Origin of the sequence: Pseudomonas sp. MIS38 (assembly GCF_019891575.1) — a bacterium.
Classification (GTDB): Bacteria; Pseudomonadota; Gammaproteobacteria; order Pseudomonadales; family Pseudomonadaceae; genus Aquipseudomonas; species Aquipseudomonas putida_A.
Genome location: NZ_JAFLXF010000016.1, coordinates 48,966 through 67,700 on the forward strand (window position 1 = coordinate 48,966; position 18,735 = coordinate 67,700).

15 protein-coding genes are annotated in these 18,735 nt (G+C 58.9%); 10 read left to right on the plus strand and 5 right to left on the minus strand.

What is annotated here, in order from left to right; all coding sequences use genetic code 11:
- Nucleotides 1–124 precede the first annotated feature (124 nt).
- Nucleotides 125–1,756: a Na+/H+ antiporter gene (locus J1G18_RS18395; RefSeq protein ID WP_223008230.1), complete on the plus strand. Its 1,632-nt coding sequence runs from the start codon at nucleotides 125–127 to the stop codon at nucleotides 1,754–1,756.
- Between the two features lie 20 nt (nucleotides 1,757–1,776).
- Here J1G18_RS18395 and J1G18_RS18400 read toward each other — a convergent pair whose 3' ends face one another.
- The 5 genes from J1G18_RS18400 to map form a co-directional block, all read right to left on the minus strand.
- Nucleotides 1,777–2,538, minus strand: a complete 762-nt coding sequence (locus J1G18_RS18400) for a hypothetical protein (protein ID WP_262415620.1) — start codon at nucleotides 2,536–2,538, stop codon at nucleotides 1,777–1,779.
- 147 nt (nucleotides 2,539–2,685) lie between these two features.
- Nucleotides 2,686–3,378 (minus strand): M12 family metallopeptidase, encoded by a 693-nt coding sequence (locus J1G18_RS18405; RefSeq protein ID WP_098967459.1) that lies wholly within the window; start codon nucleotides 3,376–3,378, stop codon nucleotides 2,686–2,688.
- Between the two features lie 163 nt (nucleotides 3,379–3,541).
- Nucleotides 3,542–4,741 (minus strand): succinyldiaminopimelate transaminase, encoded by a 1,200-nt coding sequence (gene dapC, locus J1G18_RS18410; protein ID WP_223008231.1) that lies wholly within the window; start codon nucleotides 4,739–4,741, stop codon nucleotides 3,542–3,544.
- Nucleotides 4,742–4,862: 121 nt separating this feature from the next.
- A complete protein-coding gene (locus tag J1G18_RS18415; RefSeq protein ID WP_223008232.1) occupies nucleotides 4,863–7,565 on the minus strand; it encodes a [protein-PII] uridylyltransferase in 2,703 nt (900 codons plus the stop codon).
- Nucleotides 7,566–7,606: 41 nt separating this feature from the next.
- A complete protein-coding gene (gene map / locus J1G18_RS18420) occupies nucleotides 7,607–8,389 on the minus strand; it encodes a type I methionyl aminopeptidase (protein ID WP_007964271.1) in 783 nt (260 codons plus the stop codon).
- Between the two features lie 373 nt (nucleotides 8,390–8,762).
- Between map and rpsB the strand changes: the two genes are divergently transcribed.
- From rpsB to bamA, 9 genes are all read left to right on the plus strand, one after another.
- The gene (gene rpsB / locus J1G18_RS18425; RefSeq protein WP_003222119.1) at nucleotides 8,763–9,500 is read left to right on the plus strand and encodes a 30S ribosomal protein S2; all 738 of its coding nucleotides are present in this window, start codon (nucleotides 8,763–8,765) and stop codon (nucleotides 9,498–9,500) included.
- Between the two features lie 203 nt (nucleotides 9,501–9,703).
- The gene (gene tsf / locus J1G18_RS18430) at nucleotides 9,704–10,567 is read left to right on the plus strand and encodes a translation elongation factor Ts (protein WP_027611027.1); all 864 of its coding nucleotides are present in this window, start codon (nucleotides 9,704–9,706) and stop codon (nucleotides 10,565–10,567) included.
- Between the two features lie 212 nt (nucleotides 10,568–10,779).
- Entirely contained in the window at nucleotides 10,780–11,523 is a 744-nt protein-coding gene (gene pyrH, locus J1G18_RS18435) for a UMP kinase (protein ID WP_003222124.1), read from the plus strand.
- Complete coding sequence (gene frr, locus J1G18_RS18440; protein ID WP_047291868.1) at nucleotides 11,520–12,077, plus strand: ribosome recycling factor; 558 nt, start codon at nucleotides 11,520–11,522, stop codon at nucleotides 12,075–12,077. The genes pyrH and frr overlap by 4 nt, the downstream gene beginning before the upstream one ends.
- A gap of 14 nt (nucleotides 12,078–12,091) precedes the next feature.
- Nucleotides 12,092–12,847 carry a polyprenyl diphosphate synthase gene (gene uppS / locus J1G18_RS18445; RefSeq protein ID WP_003222128.1) on the plus strand — a complete coding sequence of 252 codons (756 nt, stop codon included), beginning with the start codon at nucleotides 12,092–12,094 and terminating at the stop codon, nucleotides 12,845–12,847.
- Nucleotides 12,847–13,653, plus strand: coding sequence for a phosphatidate cytidylyltransferase (locus J1G18_RS18450; protein WP_007964272.1), 807 nt, complete (start codon nucleotides 12,847–12,849; stop codon nucleotides 13,651–13,653). The genes uppS and J1G18_RS18450 overlap by 1 nt, the downstream gene beginning before the upstream one ends.
- The gene (ispC, locus tag J1G18_RS18455) at nucleotides 13,650–14,840 is read left to right on the plus strand and encodes a 1-deoxy-D-xylulose-5-phosphate reductoisomerase (RefSeq protein ID WP_223008233.1); all 1,191 of its coding nucleotides are present in this window, start codon (nucleotides 13,650–13,652) and stop codon (nucleotides 14,838–14,840) included. The genes J1G18_RS18450 and ispC overlap by 4 nt, the downstream gene beginning before the upstream one ends.
- Before the next feature lie 54 nt (nucleotides 14,841–14,894).
- Nucleotides 14,895–16,247, plus strand: coding sequence for a sigma E protease regulator RseP (gene rseP / locus J1G18_RS18460; RefSeq protein ID WP_047601293.1), 1,353 nt, complete (start codon nucleotides 14,895–14,897; stop codon nucleotides 16,245–16,247).
- A gap of 74 nt (nucleotides 16,248–16,321) precedes the next feature.
- Nucleotides 16,322–18,697, plus strand: a complete 2,376-nt coding sequence (gene bamA / locus J1G18_RS18465; RefSeq protein WP_098967465.1) for an outer membrane protein assembly factor BamA — start codon at nucleotides 16,322–16,324, stop codon at nucleotides 18,695–18,697.
- The last annotated feature ends 38 nt before the right edge of the window (nucleotides 18,698–18,735 follow it).

Here is an 18,735-nt window from a genome sequence, read left to right on the forward strand (position 1 = left end):
CGCGAGCAGGCTCACTCCTACAAGGGATCTGCGGCAGGGCTGCGACATAGGTGCAACGGTCAGACGCATCCTAAGCGGCTAATATGGCAGTTCAACGCTGTCGATTGTCTGAGATTTCCGCTTTATGCAAACCGCTTATACCGTCCTGATCCTGCTGATGCTGGTCAGCGTCTCCCGGCTGGTCGGACGGGTCATCCCGCTGCCGCTGCCCCTCGTGCAAATCGCCGCCGGTGCCTTGCTGGCCTGGCCGACACTGGGCCTGCACGTCGCGCTGGACCCCGAATTGTTCCTGTTTCTGTTCCTGCCGCCGCTGCTGTTTTCCGACGGTTGGCGCATGCCCAAACGCGAGTTCTGGCATCTGCGCGGGCCGATCCTGACGCTGGCGGTTGGCCTGGTGCTGTTCACCGTGGTCGGCGCCGGGTACTTCATTCACTGGCTGTTGCCGAGCATTCCGCTGCCGGTGGCCTTCGCGCTGGCCGCCGTGCTCTCGCCGACCGACGCCGTGGCGGTCTCGGCGATCTCGCAGAACCGCTTGCCGACACCGCTGATGCACATCCTGCAAGGCGAGGCGCTGATGAATGATGCCTCGGGTCTGGTGACGTTCAAGTTTGCCTTGGTGGCGGCGGTGACCGGGGTGTTCTCGCTGGCCAATGCCAGCCTGACGTTCGTACTGGTGGCGGTCGGGGGCTTGGCCGTCGGCGTCGCGCTGAGCTGGCTGGTCGGGCGCTTGCGCGCGTGGATGATTGCCCGGGGCTGGGACGATCCGGCCACCCACGTGGTGTTCATGTTGCTGCTGCCGTTCGCCGCCTATGTATTGGCCGAGCGACTGGGCGCTTCGGGGATTCTTTCGGCTGTCGCGGCGGGGATGATGCAGAGCTGGCTCGATCTGCTGCCGCGGCAGACCAGCACCCGCCTGCTCAATCGCAGCGTCTGGTCGCTGCTTGAATTTGCCTTCAACGGCCTGATCTTTCTGCTGCTGGGTCTGCAATTGCCGGACATCATCAAAGCGGTGGTCAGCCACGAGCCGACGTTGTGGCCGACGCTGCTGTACCGTGGCCTCGACGTGGTGGCGATTTTCCTCGCGCTGGTGCTGTTGCGCTTTATCTGGGTACAGAGCATCTGGCGCCTGTCGGTACTGCTGCGACGGCTGCGCGGCAAGGGCGACCTGACGCATGTGCCGACCGCGCGATCCTGCTGGTTGCTGACTGTCGGCGGAGTGCGCGGGGCGGTGACGCTGGCCGGTGTGATGTCAGTGCCGATGTTGATGGGGGCCGAGGCGTTCCCCGAGCGTGATCTGCTGATTTTCATCGCCGCCGGGGTGATTCTGTTGTCGCTGATTTGCGCCTGCATCGCCCTGCCGTTGCTGCTGCGTGGCATCGAGAAAAGCCCGGACGACAAACGTCGTCAGGAAGTGCGCGATGCCTGGCGCAAGACCGCCGAGGCGGCGATCCATGCGCTGGAAACCGAAGAGGTCGGCCCGCAGGATGCGGCGCAGGCCGCACTCTCGGCGGAACTCAAGGCTCGGATCATGTCCGAGTATCGTCATCAGCTCGATGTATTCAACGACTCCGCCGAAGCCCAGGCGCTGGCGTTCCAGATGGACCTGCTGGAACGCCGCTTGCGCTTGAAGGCGTTGCGGGCGCAACGCCTGGAGCTGTATAGCCTCAGCCGTCAGCACCAGATCGGTGATGACGTGTTGCGTGAGGTATTGGGTGAGCTGGATTTGAGTGAGGCGAATCTGGGGCAGGTCAAATAGCCGACACGGACCTGATGCGCTCACTCACTCGCGGAGAAGGGATACGCGTTCGCCATGAAGATTTTGTCCTTTTCGCTGAGATCCAGATTAATGAAGAGCTGGAAGTCTCCGATGGTCCAGGACTGGCTGATCCGATAGTGCATGATCGACTTTGGATCGTATTCCGAATAAATGCTTTCGTCGGGATTGCCGCGGTCAAAGTACCAGTCGTGCAGGCGTTTGCGCGTCACGCTGGCCTGGGAGTCGTCTTCTTCCGGGTCGGCGGTGATTCCAAATTGTGCATAGATGGCTGGCTTGTCCCAGGGAATATCTGCCGTGGGATTGGTCTGTTCATGCTCCGCGCCCAGCATGTGACCGAACTCATGCATGACATTGGCTGCGAAGTAACGTGGCAGACTCGGATGCGGCCAGAGTGTCATGGTCGGCTCATCGGGATGTAGCAGAGCATCCGTACCTATCCGGGAGGAAAACGTTCCTTCCTGACTGAGTATGCGGATGTCGCCCACTTCACCTTCAACGAAATCGAATTTCAAGTTGATGTGCGGCAACCAGTTGCTGGCAGCGGCAATGGTCGCGTCCTTGAATTCCTGCGTACCGTTGAGGAAGGCGATGCGGAGAGTGCTGCCGGGAGTCCAGAATTTTGCCGGATTGTTTTTAGCCCACATTTTACTGAACCTCCGAAGTGCATTTGATGTTGCGGGAGGTGCGTGTGGTTTCGGTTTTTTTGTTTGGCTGAAGCCGGGTTGAGTGCATAACTGAACATCCATGTTTTCGTTCGTCATATGTAACTTCTCGGGTTGCTTGTTGTTCCCGGAAAGTCGCTTTGAATGAAGGATGCTAGTTGCTGCGCCTGAGCAGGTAAATTGGATATGTGTACGATTTTATGACGGATTACCGTGCCAACAGAACTGGCACGGTAAAGATGTGATTCAACGTGGGTAAATCAACTGCATGAGCTGTTTGTCTTTATCACTGATTTCGCGATTGATCGGATTCGCCCAATTGCCAAGCGTCAAATTGTTGGGAACAGGATGGTGCATGATGGATTTTCGATCGTATGGCAAGTAAAGCGCGTCGGCATCGTCAAAAGGCGTAAATATATTGTCGTCAACTTCGCCTCGCGACAGTGGATTCATCGGTCTGTTCTGGTAGTAGTTGTAAACATTTTCTTTATTCCAGGGGATTTGCGCCTTGGGGTGCTGGTGTTCGTGCATCGCGCCGAGTGCGTGGCCAAACTCGTGGATGACGACCGTCTCGAAGTCTTCGTGTTCGGGGTCGATGCCAAGGTTCATGGTTGGCGTGTCAGGAAACATATCCAGTGCATCGGTACCCAGAAATGAACTGTTCACCACACCCTCGGTGGCGATTCGGATCTCACCCTCTACGCCTTCAACGAACTCAAACTTCAAACTGATATAAGGAAGCCATTTTTCGGCGGCGGCAATGATTTTATCTTTGTGTTCCGGAGTTGGGTTATCCATGAAAGCTATTTTCAGAGTGTGTCGGCTTGGCCAAAGTTTGTCGTAGTGCACCAATGAGCGTTTTTTTCGGCTGTTGTTGAGGGCGCTGGATTTGAGTTCTTTAGCCGGTTTTTGCAGCGTGCAATATTGAAAGTTGTCCATGCTTTGTCTTGCTCCTTGATTTGTCTTTTTGGTTGTTTCGCGCATGCAAAAAACCACTGCGCGAGATTAAGCTTCGGGCAGTGTCTGGAGTAGTCGTAAAGTGGTTTTAAATGTAACTTGAGGGGTATGTCCGTGCCAGATGACTGGCACGGATATTAAAAACTCAGTGTTGGCGGGTGATGAAGTCGCGGATCCGTTTTGCAGCTTCAACACATTCAGCCAAAGGCGCAACCAGTGCCATGCGCACGCGCCCGGCGCCCGGATTCACGCCGTCGACCTCGCGCGACAGATACGAGCCTGGCACGACAGTCACATGTTCCTGCTCGAACAGGTCGCGGCAGAATGCGGCATCGTCACCGGCCACGTTCGGCCAGAGGTAGAAGCTGCCGTCCGGACGCTGTACGTCCATCACCGGGCTGAGAATTGCCAGCACTGCGTCGAACTTCTCGCGGTACAGCGCACGGTTGGCGCGTACATGCACTTCGTCATTCCACGCGGCAACGCTGGCCAGTTGGGTTTGCACCGGCATCGCGCAACCGTGGTAGGTGCGGTACAGCAGGAAACCCTTGAGGATATCCGCGTCACCGGCGACGAACCCGGAGCGCAGGCCCGGCAGGTTGGAGCGCTTGGACAGGCTGTGGAACACCACGCAACGCTTGAAGTCCTTGCGGCCCAGTTCGACGCAGGCGCTGAGCAGGCCCGGCGGCGGGGTCTGTTCGTCGAAGTACAGTTCGCTGTAGCACTCGTCGGCGGCGATCACGAAGTCGTATTCGTCGGCCAGGGCGATGAGTTTTTTCAGTACATCAACCGGGATCAGTGCGCCGGTCGGGTTGCCTGGCGAGCACAGAAACAGGATCTGGCAGCGTTTCCAGATGTCCGGTGACACGGCGTCGAAATCCGGGTTGAAGCCGTTTTCGTCCAGGCAAGGCAGGTAGTGCGGCTTGGCCCCGGCGAGGAACGCTGCGCCTTCGTAGATCTGATAGAACGGGTTCGGGCTGACCACCAGTGCATCGTCGCCACGGTTGACCACGGTCTGGGTGAAAGCGAACAGCGCTTCGCGGGTACCGTTGACCGGCAGCACATTGCGCGCCGGATCGATCCAGCCGCTCGGTACGCCAAAACGACGTTCGCACCAGCCGGCGATGGCTTCGCGCAGGGCCGGGATGCCGAGGGTGGTCGGATACACCGCCATCTGATCCAGATTGTTCGCCAGCGCTTCGGCGACAAAGCTTGGCGAGCGATGTTTCGGCTCGCCGATCGACAGGGCGATCGGGCGTTTGTCCGGGTTCGGCGTGACCGTGCCAAGCAGCGCGCGGAGTTTTTCGAACGGGTAGGGCTGGAGCTGGTTCAGAGCGTTGTTCATGGGGGCCTCGTTCAATGTGGGAGCGGGCTTGCTCGCGAAAGCGGTGTGTCATTGAATGATGTGTTGCCTGACACACCGCTTTCGCGAGCAAGCCCGCTCCCACAGGGGGGAAGTTGCTGGATCAAATACTGATGCGCGAAAGCTTGATATCCGGTTCCTGATTGACGCTCAGTTGCTCGACGATTGCGTCCTGCAGGCGACTGCACAGCAGCGGGTCGGAGAGCGGCTGGTTGTGGGCGTCGGTGATGAAGAACACGTCTTCTACGCGTTCGCCCAGGGTCGCAATCTTGGCGTTCTGCAGCGACAGGTCGAACTCGAGGAAGATCCCGCCGATCCGTGCCAGCAGGCCCGGGCGATCCGGTGCCGTCAGTTCCAGCACTGTCACCGGACGCTGGGCGTCGTTGTGGATCGTCACCTGCGGCGCGAAGGCGAAGTGCTTGAGCTGGCGCGGCACCCGGCGCTGGATGATCGTCGGGTAGTCGTCGGGGTTACGCAGGGCTTCGGTCAGGCCGTCGCGTATCTGTTTGACCCGGGCCGGGTTGTCGCCGATCGAGTCACCGTCGGTATCGAGCACGATGTAGGTGTCGAGGGTGAACTGGCTGCTCGAAGTGATGACCCGGGCGTCGTGAATGTTCAGGTTGAGCTGGTCCATCGCGGCCACGGTCACGGCGAAGAAATCGTGCTGGTCGGGGGCGTAGATGAAGATCTGCGTGCCACCTTCGAACTCGCGCTGGGTGGTTTCCTTGATCAGCACCAGCGGACCGCCATCGGCCGGCTGCTGCAGGATCGCGTCACTGTGCCAGGCCACGTCGCCGGCGGTGTGACGCAGGAAATAGTCATCGCCCAACTGCGCCCACAACTGCTCGACGTCGTCCGGATCGGTGCCGCCGCGCACGAGGATGTCCAGCGCCGCACTCTGGGTCTGGCGGATCTGCTCTTCACGATCCACCGGATTTTCCAGGCCGCGGCGCAGAGCGCGTTTGGTCTCGGTGTAGAGCTGGCGCAGCAGGCTGGCGCGCCACGAATTCCACAGGGTAGGGTTGGTCGCGTTGATGTCGGCCACGGTCAGCACGTACAGGTAATCCAGACGGGTCTCGTCGCTGACGATCTGGGCGAAATCGTGGATCACCTGCGGATCGGACAGATCCTTGCGCTGTGCGGTGGTCGACATCACCAGGTGGTTCTGCACCAGCCAGACGATCAGGCGGCTGTCCCACAGCGGCAACTGATGGCGCTGGCAGAACGCTTCGGCATCGACCGCGCCGATGTCCGAGTGGTCGCCATGCCGGCCCTTGCCGATGTCGTGATACAGGCCGGCCATGTAGATCAGTTCGGACTTGGGCAGTTTGGCCATTAGCTTGGCGGCCAACGGGAATTTTTCCGACACCTGGGTGTACTGCAACTTACGCAGGTGTTTGATCAGGTTCAGCGTGTGCGCATCGACCGTATAGATGTGGAACAGGTCGTGCTGCATCTGCCCGACGATGAAACCGAACTCCGGCAGATAGCGCCCGAGGATGCCGTAGCGGTTCATCCGGCGCAGGTTGCGGTGTACACCGATCTTGCACTTGAACAGCTCGATGAACAGGCTGGTGTTGCGGATATCGTTGCGGAAGTTGTCGTCGATCAGGTGCCGGTTCTCGCGCAGCAGACGAATGGTGTCAGCGCGCACGCCTTTGATTTCCGGTTGCTGGGCCATCAGCACGAAGATCTCGAGCATGGCGAACGGCGTGCGGCGGAACACGTTGTCGTTGCGTGCTTCGATGTAGCCGTCGTGCAACTGGAAGCGCGAGTTGATCGGCTGCGGCGGTGCTTCGTCTTCCGGGGCGAGGATCACTTCCTCGAAGTGCTGGATGATCAGGTCGCTGAGCTGGGCGATGCTCATGACCACGCGGAAGTACTGCTGCATGAAGTTTTCGACGGCCTGTTTGGCGTCGTCGCCTTCAAAACCGAGCAGGCCGGCGATGGTCCGTTGATGATCGAACAGCAGGCGGTCTTCCGAGCGCCCGGCGAGCATGTGCAGGGCGTAACGCACTTTCCAGAGGAATTCCTGGGAGGACGCCAACAGGGCGTTTTCGCTCTCGACCAGGAAACCTTCGCCAGCGAGGGCTCGCAGGTTCAGGGTGCCGTACTGACGCCGTGCCACCCACAGAATCGTCTGGATATCCCGCAGGCCGCCGGGCGAGCCTTTGACGTTGGGTTCCAGGTTGTATTCGGTGTCGTTGTACTTGTGGTGGCGGGCCTTCTGCTCGGCGCGCTTGGCCAGGAAGAACTCCTTGGCCGGCCACATGTGTGCGGTGCTGGTGACATCGAGCATGCGCTGGCGCAGACGCTCGGGGCCGCAGATGGTGCGGCTTTCCATGAGGTTGGTGACCACGGTCAGGTCGGCGCGGGCCTCTTCGGCGCATTCGTCGACCGAGCGTACGCTCTGACCGACTTCCAGACCGATGTCCCACAGCAGCGTCAGAAAACGCTCGATGGAATCGCGGAAGACTTCGTGATCGGCGCTGTCCAGCAGGATCAGCAGGTCGATGTCGGAATAGGGGTGCAACTCCCCCCGGCCGTAGCCGCCGACCGCGACCAGCGCGATATCGGCGTCTTCGCTCCAGTTGAACTGCTCCCAGGCTTTTTGCAGGATGTTGTCGACAAACCATGCACGGTCTTCGATCAGTCGGCGGATGTCGCGGCCGCTACGAAAACGCGTGTCGAGGACCTCGCGCGCCTGGCGGATCGCCTTCTTGAACGCCGCGATGGGACTCGCTTTCAGGGCCAGTTCGGCCTGGAACTGGCCGCGGTCGAAGAGTTCGGGATCCACCTGCGGCATCGATTGGCTTTCCTTCTATAGGGCTGGGAGCGTTCTTGGGATCAGGCCGAGACGCGCGGGATGGTGTCGTCGGCGCGCAGGGTGAAGATCTCGTAGCCGGTGTCGGTCACCAGCAGGGTGTGTTCCCACTGCGCCGAGAGCTTGCGGTCCTTGGTGATCGCGGTCCAGCCGTCGCCCAGTACCTTGGTGTCGGCCTTGCCCTGGTTGATCATCGGTTCGATGGTGAAGGTCATGCCGGCCTTCAGTTCCATGCCGGTGCCGGCGCGACCGTAATGCAGGATCTGCGGCTCTTCGTGGAACACCTTGCCGATGCCGTGGCCGCAGAACTCACGAACCACCGAGAAACCGTTCTTTTCCGCGTGCTTCTGGATGATCTCACCGATGTCGCCGAGGCGGCAGCCAGGTTTGACGATTTCGATCGCCTTGTACATGCATTCCTGAGTGACCTGCGACAGGCGTTCGGCCCAGACCGGCACTTCGCCAACGTGGAACATGCGGCTGGTGTCGCCGTGGTAGCCGTCCTTGATCACGGTGACGTCGATGTTCAGCGTGTCGCCATTCTTCAGCGGCTTGTCATTCGGAATGCCGTGGCAGACGACGTGATTGATCGAGGTGCAGATCGACTTCGGGTAGCCTTTGTAGTTGAGCGGCGCAGGGATGGCCTGCTGCACGTTGACGATGTAGTCGTGGCAGATCTGGTTCAGTTGATCGGTGGTCACGCCCGGTTTGACGTGTTCGGCAATCATTTCCAGCACATCGGCGGCCAGTTTGCCGGCGACACGCATGCCAGCGATGTCCTCGGGGGTTTTGAGGTTGACGGTCATACAGGCTCTCTCTGCGCTCGGCGGCGCTTGCTGATACGGATAGGGTGGCAGGTGTGGGATTTGCGACCCTGAAAAACGCGATTCTACCAGACGAAAGGAGCAAATCCGCGCCTGCGTGCATCGCGTCTGTCTATACAATGATGCGCTTGAAGGCGATTCCAAGGGGGCTGCGCCCATGTCCCTGGTGCGATTGCAGATTCCGGGTTCCGTTTCTGTGCACCCTGTGGTATAAAATGCGCCGCTTTCCGGGGATACCCCGAAAAGCTTAAATCCACACACGTGTCGACACGATGACCTGGGTGCTTTTGGCTTTATGCCACTGGTTGGTCATTGGGATACGTGGAGGCCAAACCCGACTTATTAAGGAACTATCATGTCCCAAGTCAACATGCGCGATATGCTGAAGGCCGGTGTGCACTTCGGTCACCAAACCCGTTACTGGAATCCGAAAATGGGTAAGTACATTTTCGGCGCGCGTAACAAGATTCACATCATCAACCTTGAAAAAACCCTGCCAATGTTCAACGAAGCTCTGACTTTCGTAGAGCGTCTGGCCCAGGGCAAAAACAAGATTCTGTTCGTCGGCACCAAGCGTTCCGCTGGCAAGATCGTTGCTGAAGAAGCAGCACGTTGCGGTTCGCCGTACGTCGATCACCGCTGGTTGGGCGGCATGCTGACCAACTTCAAAACCATTCGTGCTTCCATCAAGCGTCTGCGTGACCTTGAAGTTCAAGCCGAAGACGGTACTTTCGCCAAGCTGACCAAGAAAGAAGCGCTGATGCGCTCCCGTGACCTGGAAAAGCTGGATCGTTCGCTGGGCGGCATCAAGGACATGGGCGGTCTGCCAGACGCACTGTTCGTGATCGACGTTGACCACGAGCGCATCGCGATCACCGAAGCCAACAAGCTGGGCATCCCGGTCATCGGCGTTGTCGATACCAACAGCAGCCCGGAAGGCGTTGACTACATCATCCCAGGCAACGATGACGCAATCCGCGCTATCCAGCTGTACATGGGTTCGATGGCTGACGCAGTGATCCGTGGTCGCAACAATGTTGCTGGCGGCACTGTTGAATTCGCAGCTGAAGAAACTCAGGCTGCAGCTGAGTAATCGACGCCCTGGCGTTGACTCAGTAAGCAAAAAGGGGGCTTGGCCCCCTTTTTGCCACCTCGAAAACCGTTTGTTGGCGCCCACTTGTGACAGCGCACCTCCTGCATTTGTAACGTGCAGCAGCTACAAGGTGTTTCGGGAAGAATTGAACGCCCGTTCGATCGGGTGGAATGGTTGAAAACCTATCCAAGAGGAATTTGAAAATGGCAGCAATTACTGCAGCGTTGGTTAAAGAACTGCGCGAGCGTACCGGCGAAGGCATGATGGACTGCAAGAAAGCCCTGGAAAAGGCTGACGGCGACATCGAAAAAGCCATTGATGACATGCGTGCTTCGGGCGCGATCAAGGCTGCGAAAAAGGCTGGCAACGTTGCCGCTGAAGGCGCAATCGCAATCAAGGACGACGGTAAAGCTGCCGTTATCCTGGAAGTGAACTCGCAGACCGACTTCCTGGCTCTGCAAGACGACTTCAAAAACTTCGTCGCTGCCAGCGTTGAAAAAGCTTTCGCTGACAAGCTGACCGACGCTGCTCCGCTGATCGCTTCGCAAGAAGCTGCTCGCGAAGCACTGGTTGCCAAAGTAGGCGAGAACGTCAACATCCGTCGTCTGGCCCGTATCGAAGGTGACGTTGTCGGTTCTTACCTGCACGGCAACAAGATCGGCGTGGTTGTGGCTCTGAAAGGCGGCGACGTCGAGCTGGCCAAAGACATCGCGATGCACGTTGCTGCAAGCAACCCTGAGTTCCTGCTGCCTTCGCAAGTTTCGGCTGAAGCGATCGAGCGTGAAAAAGCTGTGTTCCTGCAGCTGAACGAAGAGAAGATCAAAGGCAAGCCAGAAAACATTGTTGAGAACATGGTCAAAGGCCGTATCAGCAAGTTCCTGGCAGAAGCAAGCCTGGTTGAGCAGGCGTTCGTCAAGAACCCTGAAATCAAGGTTGGCGAGCTGGCCAAGAAAGGCGGCGCAGAAATCGTTTCCTTCACCTACTTCAAAGTAGGCGAAGGCATCGAGAAGCCGGTCGACAACTTCGCTGAAGAAGTTGCTGCCCAGCTGGCTGCCGCCAAGCAATAAGACGGTTTTTCAACTGTCGCCCGAAAGAGGCTGCCCGCTCACGCGCGCAGCCTCTTTTCAGATGGGGTTACCAATTTTTAATTGGTTTCCACTGGGAACTGACTTACAAAGCCAGGTTCCGATGGCGCTGAAGCAGCGCCAAGCTAGAGTGAACGGCAGCTGTAAAACAGCTTGCACAGAATTTTTTAAATACGCCGCAGGAGAGATTGGCAATGGCTCAGCAGGGCAGTGGTTATCAGGCTCGCTATAAACGCATTCTACTCAAGCTTAGCGGCGAGGCCCTGATGGGCTCGGAAGAGTTCGGGATCGATCCAAAAGTGCTGGATCGGATGGCGCTGGAAGTCGGCCAACTGGTCGGCATCGGCGTACAGGTCGGTCTGGTGATCGGCGGTGGCAACCTGTTCCGTGGCGAGGCCTTGAGCAAGGCTGGCATGGATCGGGTGACAGGCGACCACATGGGCATGCTGGCCACTGTGATGAACGCCCTGGCCATGCGCGATGCGCTGGAACGTGCCAATATCTCAGCCATCGTGATGTCGGCCATTTCCATGGTTGGCGTGACCGATCACTATGATCGCCGCAAAGCCATGCGCCACCTGAACTCCAAGGACGTGGTGATCTTCGCCGCCGGTACCGGTAATCCGTTCTTTACCACGGATTCGGCAGCCTGCCTGCGTGCCATCGAAATCGATGCCGACGTCGTGCTGAAAGCGACCAAGGTTGATGGCGTTTACACCGCAGACCCGTTCAAAGACCCGCATGCCGAGAAGTTCGATCATCTGACTTATGATGAAGTGCTGGATCGCAAGCTGGGCGTGATGGATCTGACTGCTATCTGCCTGTGCCGCGATCACAAGATGCCGCTGCGCGTATTCAACATGAACAAGCCCGGCGCCCTGCTGAACATTGTGCACGGCGGCGCTGAAGGGACTTTGATCGAGGAAGGCCAACAATGATCAACGAAATCAAGAAAGACGCCCAAGCGCGTATGCAGAAATCCCTGGAATCTCTGAACCACGCGTTCGGCCAGATTCGTACCGGCAAGGCTCACCCGAGCATCCTCGGCAGCGTCATGGTGCCTTACTACGGCACTGACACCCCGCTGAGCAGCGTGGCCAACGTCACCGTGAAAGATTCGCGTACCCTGCAAGTCGTGGCCTTCGAGCGCAACATGCTCGCTGCCGTCGACAAGGCGATCCAGAGCGCCGGTCTGAACCTCAATCCGACCAACCTGGGTGAGTTGCTTTTGATCCCGATGCCTGCCCTCACCGAGGAAACGCGCAAGGGCTTCACCAAGCAGGCTCGTAGCGCAGCGGAAGATGCGCGCGTTGCCGTGCGCAACATTCGTCGTGACGCATTGGGTGAGCTTAAAAAGCTGGTCAAGGACAAGGAAATCAGTGAAGACGAAGAGCGTCGTGCCATCGCTGATATCGATAAGCTGACCAAGGAATCCGAGGCCCAGATCACCAAGGCCACGGACGAGAAAGAAAAAGACCTGATGGCCGTATAAGGGTCGAGCTTTTAATGGACAAGACCAAGCAGTCTGCGCCGTCCGCGGTGCCGCGCCATGTCGCGATCATCATGGATGGCAATAATCGCTGGGCGAAAAAACGCTTTATGCCAGGTGTCGCCGGGCATAAGGCCGGCGTGGATGCTGTGCGGGCAGTGATCGAGGTGTGCGCTGAGGCCAAGGTCGAAGTGCTCACCCTGTTCGCCTTCTCCAGTGAAAACTGGCAGCGCCCGGCCGATGAGGTCAGCGCCTTGATGGATCTGTTCTTCAAGGCGCTGCGTCGTGAGGCCAAGCGTCTGAACGACAACAACATCAGCTTGCGCATCATTGGCGATCGCTCGCGTTTCCATCCTGAGCTTCAGGCAGCGATGCGCGAAGCGGAAGCCATGACCGCCGGTGCCAACCGTTTCATCCTGCAGATCGCCGCCAACTACGGCGGTCAGTGGGATATTGCCCAGGCGGCGCAGCGTCTGGCGCGTGAAGTTCAGGCCGGGCATCTGCGTCCGGAAGACATCACACCGGATCTGCTGCAAACCTGTCTGGCCACCGGCGACCTGCCGTTGCCGGACCTGTGCATCCGCACCGGTGGCGAGCACCGCATCAGCAACTTCCTGCTGTGGCAACTGGCGTATGCCGAGTTGTACTTCTCCGACCTGTTCTGGCCGGACTTCAAACACGAAGCCATGCGCACCGCGCTGGCCGATTTCGCTTCGCGCCAGCGTCGCTTCGGTAAAACGAGCGAACAGGTCGAAGCTGGAGCCCGGGTTTAATGCTTAAACAACGAATCATCACTGCGCTGATCCTGCTGCCGATCGCTTTGTGCGGGTTTTTCCTGCTCGAAGGCTCCGGTTTTGCGCTGTTCATCGGTCTGGTCGTGAGCCTGGGCGCCTGGGAATGGGCACGCCTGGCGGGCTTTACCGCGCAGTCGTTCCGTGTCGGCTTTGCCGCTGTCGTCGCGCTGATGCTGTTCGTCATGTACGTCCTGCCGGGCCTGGCCCCTTGGGTGTTGGGCGCTTCGGTGTTGTGGTGGGCTGTAGCGACGTACCTGGTGCTGACGTACCCGCGCTCGAGCGAGCACTGGTCCACGGCGGCCACCAAACTGGTGATCGGCTTGCTGATCCTGTTGCCGGCCTGGCAAGGGCTGGTGCAGATCAAACAGTACCCGCTGGGTAACTGGCTGATCATGGCGGTGATGGTGCTGGTCTGGGGGGCCGACATCGGTGCCTATTTCTCCGGCCGTGCTTTCGGCAAGCGCAAGCTGGCGCCGCAAGTCAGTCCAGGCAAGAGTTGGGAAGGTGTTTACGGTGGCCTGGCGCTGAGTCTGGTGATCACCGCGATCGTCGGTCTGGTTCGCGACTGGACGGTGGCTGAACTGCTCAAGGGGCTGATCGGCGCTGCGTTGATCGTGTTCATTTCGGTGGTGGGCGACCTCACCGAAAGCATGTTCAAGCGTCAGTCCGGCATCAAGGACAGCAGCAACCTGCTGCCCGGCCATGGCGGCGTGCTTGATCGCATCGACAGCCTGACCGCTGCGATCCCGATTTTCGCTGTATTGCTGTGGATGGCTGCACCGTGAGCCGTCCTCAACAGATCACTGTTCTGGGGGCTACCGGTTCGATTGGCCTGAGCACCCTCGACGTTATCGCTCGGCATCCCGAGCGTTATCAGGTTTTCGCCCTGAGCGGTTTCACGCGCCTGAGCGAGTTGCTCGCCTTGTGCGTTCGCCATGTGCCGCAATTCGCGGTAGTGCCTGAAGTGGCGGCGGCGCGTGGTCTGCAGGACGACTTGCGGGCTGCCGGTCTGCCCACTCGCGTGTTGGTGGGGGAGGAGGGCCTGTGCCAGGTCGCTTCCGCGCCTGAAGTGGATGCCGTAATGGCGGCCATCGTCGGTGCGGCAGGCTTGCGCCCGACGCTGGCGGCGGTGGAAGCTGGCAAGAAAATCCTGCTGGCCAATAAAGAGGCGCTGGTGATGTCCGGCGCGCTGTTCATGCAGGCGGTGCACAAGAGCGGTTCGGTGCTGCTGCCGATCGACAGCGAGCACAATGCGATATTCCAGTGCATGCCGCAGGATTTCGCCCGTGGGCTGGGCGCCGTCGGTGTAAGAAGGATTCTGCTCACGGCTTCGGGCGGGCCTTTCCGGCAGACGCCGTTGAGCGAGCTGGTGCATGTTTCGCCTGATCAGGCGTGTGCGCACCCGAACTGGTCGATGGGACGCAAGATCTCGGTGGACTCGGCCAGCATGATGAACAAGGGCCTGGAGTTGATCGAGGCTTGCTGGCTGTTCGACGCCAAGCCGTCGCAGGTCGAGGTGGTGATTCATCCGCAGAGTGTGATTCACTCGCTGGTCGACTATGTCGATGGCTCGGTGCTGGCGCAGTTGGGCAACCCTGACATGCGCACGCCGATTGCCAATGCGCTGGCCTGGCCTGAGCGTATCGACTCGGGCGTGGCGCCACTGGATCTGTTTGCCATCGCGCGCCTGGATTTCGAGGCGCCGGACGAACAGCGCTTCCCTTGTCTGCGCCTGGCGCGACAGGCGGCGGAGGCCGGCAACAGCGCCCCGGCCATGCTCAATGCGGCCAACGAAGTGGCAGTCGCGGCGTTTCTCGACGGACGCGTTGGCTATCTGGAAATCGCGAGTATCATCGAGGACGTGCTGAACCTCGAGCCAGTGGTTGCGCTTGAGGATCTGGACGCGGTGTTTACCGCAGACGCGAAAGCGCGGATTCTGGCCGAACAATGGCTTGATCGTCACGGCCGATAGCCGTTGCAGACCCATGGCTTCACGCGGCACTGAACAGGATTGCGGAGAAAGTAGATGAGCGCGCTCTATATGATTGCCGGCACCCTGATCGCTTTGGGTGTACTGGTCACCTTTCACGAATTCGGCCACTTCTGGGTCGCGCGTCGCTGTGGCGTCAAGGTTTTGCGTTTTTCCGTGGGCTTCGGCATGCCCCTGTTGCGCTGGCACGACAAGCAGGGCACTGAATTTGTTGTCGCCGCGATTCCGCTGGGTGGCTACGTCAAAATGCTCGATGAGCGTGAAGGCGAAGTCCCGGCCGATCAGCTTCATCAATCCTTCAATCGCAAATCGGTTCGCCAGCGCATCGCCATTGTCGCGGCGGGACCGATCGCCAACTTCCTGCTGGCCCTGGTGTTTTTCTGGGTGCTGGCGATGCTCGGCAGTGAGCAGATCCGTCCGGTCATCGGTGCCGTCGAGTCCGGCAGCATCGCAGCCAAGGCCGGTTTGAATGCCGGTCAGGAGATCGTTGCCATCGATGGCGAGCCGACTTCCGGCTGGGCGGCCGTCAATTTGCAGTTGGTCCGTCGTCTTGGGGAAAGCGGTTCCCTGCAATTGCTCGTGCGCGAGCAGGGCTCTACCGCTGACACGCCGCGCGAACTGGCGCTGGATCACTGGCTCAAAGGCGCCGATGAACCCGATCCTATTCGCTCGCTGGGTATTCGCCCATGGCGCCCGGCGTTGCCGCCGGTGCTGGCCGAGCTCGATCCAAAAGGTCCGGCGCAGGCCGCCGGTCTGAAAACCGGCGACCGCCTGTTGTCGCTCGATGGCCAGGCGCTGGGTGACTGGCAGCAAGTGGTCGATACCGTTCGTACGCGTCCTGATACCAAAATCTTGCTGCGCGTCGAGCGCGACGGTGCTCAAATCGACGTCCCGGTGACCTTGGCTGCGCGTGGCGAAAGCAAGGCGCCGAGCGGTTATCTGGGTGCTGGCGTGAAAGCTGTGGACTGGCCGCCGGAAATGATCCGCGAGGTCAGTTATGGCCCGTTGGCCGCAATTGGCGAGGGTGCCCGGCGTACCTGGACCATGAGCATTCTGACGCTGGACTCGCTGAAGAAAATGCTGTTTGGCGAGCTCTCGGTAAAAAACTTGAGTGGGCCGATAACCATTGCTAAAGTGGCGGGCGCTTCTGCCCAGTCGGGCGTTGCTGATTTCCTGAATTTCCTTGCTTATCTGAGTATTAGCCTGGGGGTTCTGAATTTGCTGCCCATTCCTGTACTGGATGGGGGGCATTTGTTGTTTTATCTGATTGAGTGGGTGCGTGGTCGCCCCTTGTCGGATCGGGTGCAAGGTTGGGGGGTGCAGATCGGTATCAGTTTGGTGGTCGGAGTGATGTTGCTTGCTCTGGTCAATGATCTGGGTCGACTGTAAAGCTTCGCTGAATTGCGAATCTGCCGCATTTTGCGGCAGTTTGTTTATTGCCAGTTGGAATAAGAAAGGACTTCATGAAACGTCTGCTGCTAACTGCGGTTCTCACCGTATTGATGATCGCCGAAGTTCACGCCGAGTCCTTCACTATCTCTGATATTCGCGTCAATGGCCTCCAGCGGGTCTCCGCGGGTAGCGTCTTTGGTGCCTTGCCGTTGAACGTCGGCGAGCAGGCGGATGATCGTCGCCTGGTGGAATCCACTCGTGCGTTGTTCAAAACCGGTTTCTTTCAAGATATCCAGCTGGGCCGCGAAGGCAACGTTCTGGTGATCACGGTCGTCGAACGTCCGTCGGTCGCGAGTATCGAGATCGAAGGCAACAAGGCGATCTCCACCGAAGACCTGATGAAAGGCCTCAAGCAGTCCGGTCTGTCCGAAGGTGAAATCTTCCAGCGCGCCACCCTCGAAGGTGTCCGTAACGAGCTGCAGCGTCAGTACGTTGCCCAGGGCCGTTACTCGGCGACCGTCGATACCGAAGTGGTTTCGCAGCCGCGTAACCGTGTGGCGCTGAAAGTGAAGATCAACGAAGGCACCGTGGCTGCCATCCAGCACATCAACGTGGTGGGTAACACGGTCTTCCCTGATGACGATCTGATCGACCTGTTCGAGCTGAAAACCACCAACTGGCTGTCGTTCTTCAAGAACGACGACAAGTACGCCCGTGAAAAACTCTCCGGTGATCTGGAGCGCCTGCGTTCCTACTACCTGGACCGTGGCTACATCAACATGGATATCGCTTCGACCCAGGTGTCCATCACCCCGGACAAGAAGCACGTCTACATCACCGTCAACATCACCGAAGGCGAGAAGTACACCGTTCGTGACGTCAAGCTCAGCGGTGACCTGAAAGTGCCTGAAGACCAGGTCAAGTCGCTGTTGCTGGTGCAAAAAGGCCAGGTTTTCTCGCGCAAGCTGATGACCACCACTTCCGAACTGATCACTCGCCGTCTGGGTAACGAGGGTTACACCTTCGCCAACGTCAACGGCGTACCTCAGCCGCATGACGACGATCACACTGTGGACATCCTGTTCGCCGTCGATCCGGGCAAGCGTGCCTACGTTAATCGCATCAACTTCCGCGGCAACACCAAGTCCGAGGACGAAGTGCTGCGTCGTGAAATGCGTCAGATGGAAGGTGGCTGGGCTTCGACCTACCTGATCGACCAGTCCAAGACCCGTCTTGAGCGTCTGGGCTTCTTCAAGGAAGTGAACGTCGAGACGCCGGCCGTTCCGGGTGTCGACGACCAGGTTGACGTGAACTACGCCGTTGAAGAGCAAGCTTCCGGTTCGATCACCGCCAGCGTCGGTTTCGCCCAGAGCGCCGGTCTGATCCTCGGTGGTTCGATCACCCAGAACAACTTCCTGGGTACCGGTAACCGTGTGAGCGTGGGCCTGACCCGCAGTGAATACCAGAGCCGTTACAACTTCGGCTACGTTGACCCGTACTGGACCGCCGATGGCGTGAGTCTGGGTTACAACGCGTTCTATCGCACCACCGACTACAAAGATCTCAACATCGACGTAGCCAGCTATGCGGTAGACAGCCTGGGTGCCGGCGTCAACGTTGGCTATCCGATCAGCGAGACTTCGCGTCTGACCTTCGGTCTGTCCGCACAGCAGGACAAGATCAAGACCGGTCAGTACACCGTTGACGAGATCTTCGACTTCGTTAACAAGGAAGGCGATCAGTACCTGAACTTCAAGGCGTCTGCCGGCTGGTCCGAATCGACCCTGAACAAGGGCGTACTGCCGACCCGTGGTCGTTCGCAGAGCCTGACGCTGGAAACCACGATTCCGGGCAGCGACCTGTCGTTCTACAAACTCGACTACCGTGGTCAGTTGTTCCAGCCGATCACCGAAAACTACACCCTGCGTCTGCACACCGAGCTGGGTTATGGCGACGGTTATGGTTCGACCGACGGCTTGCCGTTCTATGAAAACTACTATGCTGGTGGTTTCAACTCGGTACGTGGCTTCAAGGACAGTACTCTGGGGCCGCGCAGTACTCCGAGTCGTGGTACCAACCCGGGTACTTCGGTTGACCCGGATCAGGATCCGCTGCCGTTCGGTGGTAACGTCCTGATCCAGGGCGGTGCCGAGGTTCTGTTCCCGCTGCCGTTCGTCAAGGATCAACGCTCCTTGCGTACCTCGGTATTCTGGGACGTGGGTAACGTTTTCGATTCGCAGTGCAAGGACACCACCAACGCAAATGGCTCGACGTCCAACACCAAGTGTAACGACATCAGCCTGAGCAACATGGCCAGTTCCGTTGGTGTGGGTGTGACCTGGGTCACCGCACTGGGTCCTCTGAGTTTTGCTCTGGCGATGCCGGTCAAGAAACCGGATAACGCTGAAACTCAAGTGTTCCAATTCTCCCTCGGCCAGACGTTCTAAGCGTCTGACCCAAGATAACGACAATGGATTTTGTAGGA

Excerpts from the sequence above, each read along its gene's own strand:
- pyrH (WP_003222124.1), top strand. The coding sequence starts at position 10,780 with ATGGCTCAGCAGGGCAGTGGTTATCAGGCTCGCTATAAACGCATTCTA.
- rpsB (WP_003222119.1), top strand. The coding sequence starts at position 8,763 with ATGTCCCAAGTCAACATGCGCGATATGCTGAAGGCCGGTGTGCACTTC.
- tsf (WP_027611027.1), top strand. The coding sequence starts at position 9,704 with ATGGCAGCAATTACTGCAGCGTTGGTTAAAGAACTGCGCGAGCGTACC.
- uppS (WP_003222128.1), top strand. The coding sequence starts at position 12,092 with ATGGACAAGACCAAGCAGTCTGCGCCGTCCGCGGTGCCGCGCCATGTC.
- dapC (WP_223008231.1), bottom strand. The coding sequence starts at position 4,741 with ATGAACAACGCTCTGAACCAGCTCCAGCCCTACCCGTTCGAAAAACTC.
- J1G18_RS18405 (WP_098967459.1), bottom strand. The coding sequence starts at position 3,378 with ATGGACAACTTTCAATATTGCACGCTGCAAAAACCGGCTAAAGAACTC.
- J1G18_RS18395 (WP_223008230.1), top strand. The coding sequence starts at position 125 with ATGCAAACCGCTTATACCGTCCTGATCCTGCTGATGCTGGTCAGCGTC.
- map (WP_007964271.1), bottom strand. The coding sequence starts at position 8,389 with ATGACCGTCAACCTCAAAACCCCCGAGGACATCGCTGGCATGCGTGTC.
- frr (WP_047291868.1), top strand. The coding sequence starts at position 11,520 with ATGATCAACGAAATCAAGAAAGACGCCCAAGCGCGTATGCAGAAATCC.
- J1G18_RS18400 (WP_262415620.1), bottom strand. The coding sequence starts at position 2,538 with ATGACGAACGAAAACATGGATGTTCAGTTATGCACTCAACCCGGCTTC.
- J1G18_RS18415 (WP_223008232.1), bottom strand. The coding sequence starts at position 7,565 with ATGCCGCAGGTGGATCCCGAACTCTTCGACCGCGGCCAGTTCCAGGCC.
- rseP (WP_047601293.1), top strand. The coding sequence starts at position 14,895 with ATGAGCGCGCTCTATATGATTGCCGGCACCCTGATCGCTTTGGGTGTA.
- bamA (WP_098967465.1), top strand. The coding sequence starts at position 16,322 with ATGAAACGTCTGCTGCTAACTGCGGTTCTCACCGTATTGATGATCGCC.
- J1G18_RS18450 (WP_007964272.1), top strand. The coding sequence starts at position 12,847 with ATGCTTAAACAACGAATCATCACTGCGCTGATCCTGCTGCCGATCGCT.